At 36.8% G+C, this 1,051-nt stretch carries 1 protein-coding gene and 1 pseudogene; both read right to left on the reverse strand.

The window, feature by feature from the left end:
* On the reverse strand, positions 1 to 516 hold a 516-nt coding region (gene bet, locus ACMFKV_RS07190), incomplete at its 3' end, for a phage recombination protein Bet (protein ID WP_413154926.1).
* Positions 517 to 659: 143 nt separating this feature from the next.
* A pseudogene (locus tag ACMFKV_RS07195) lies at positions 660 to 1,051 on the reverse strand (hypothetical protein); the annotation flags it as partial.

Below are 1,051 nucleotides of genomic sequence, written 5' to 3' on the forward strand. Positions count from 1 at the left end.
GTTTGCGCCATTAATACGTGCAGCTTCGTCCTCTTCATAAATGCCAGAAAACCCAAAAGCATAGCGTGCACATTGTATGGTCGCTTTATGACGCAACATCCGTGCAGGATATTTTTGCCAAGTGTCTGTTTTTTGTTTGCATTCGGATAAATATTCAGTGACCTCGATGGGGTCTTTAATAGCTTTCAAACGTATAGCACATTTGATAGCAACCAAATTACCGTTATTGTCGAGTTGATCTTGGAATGTCATGCCATCAAAGTTTGGATTTAATTTAATGATCTTAATCCACCCGTCAATAGAGACAACGGGTATAATGCCTCCACCCCTTTTGGGGAGTGCATAGATTTCTTTTGTTAGCGGATTAAGACCGTAACTATTGGCTACAGAAATAAAGGCAGCAAATTCTTCGTCAGAGAAGTTATGATTGATACAAGTTTTGATAATTGTTTTACGAAATTCATCATGGGAAAAACCATATTTCTGCGCCATGACTGTTAATGGAGAATTGGTCATTTAATATCCTTGATTTCTATGTAACCCGCCCGTGGCGTGAATCACGCGTTTGTTGAAAATAGTTGTTTTGGTTGTTAAAGTTTGATCTTTTGAAGCTGTATGCTCTTATCAATGAATTGGTATTGCTTCATGATTGAGAGTTTCTATTTTGAAATGATTTCATTTCCAGAAATTTTTGCGTTACCCATAATTCTGTTATTACAACAGATATTTGCGTTCCCATAAACTTCAGCATTTTCAGAGACATGTGCTTCGTGGTGGACTGCGGCATTACCAAAAACCTTAGCTTTTCCAAATACACGAGCATAATCTGAAATATATGCAGATTCAAAAATACGAGCATTTTCAAAAATTTCTGCATTCTCTAAAATGTTTGCATTATCGCTAATCATTGCATTATGGTATATTCTTGCTTTATTAGAAACGAAAGCATCATCGCATATTTTTGCGTTCCCAAAGATACGCGCGCTCCCAGAAATTTGGGCATTACCGTAAACTTGCGCATAATCGCTAATAAAAGCATCATTGTAAATTT

Origin of the sequence: Bartonella propinqua, from assembly GCF_047263965.1 — a bacterium.
Lineage (GTDB): Bacteria > Pseudomonadota > Alphaproteobacteria > Rhizobiales > Rhizobiaceae > Bartonella.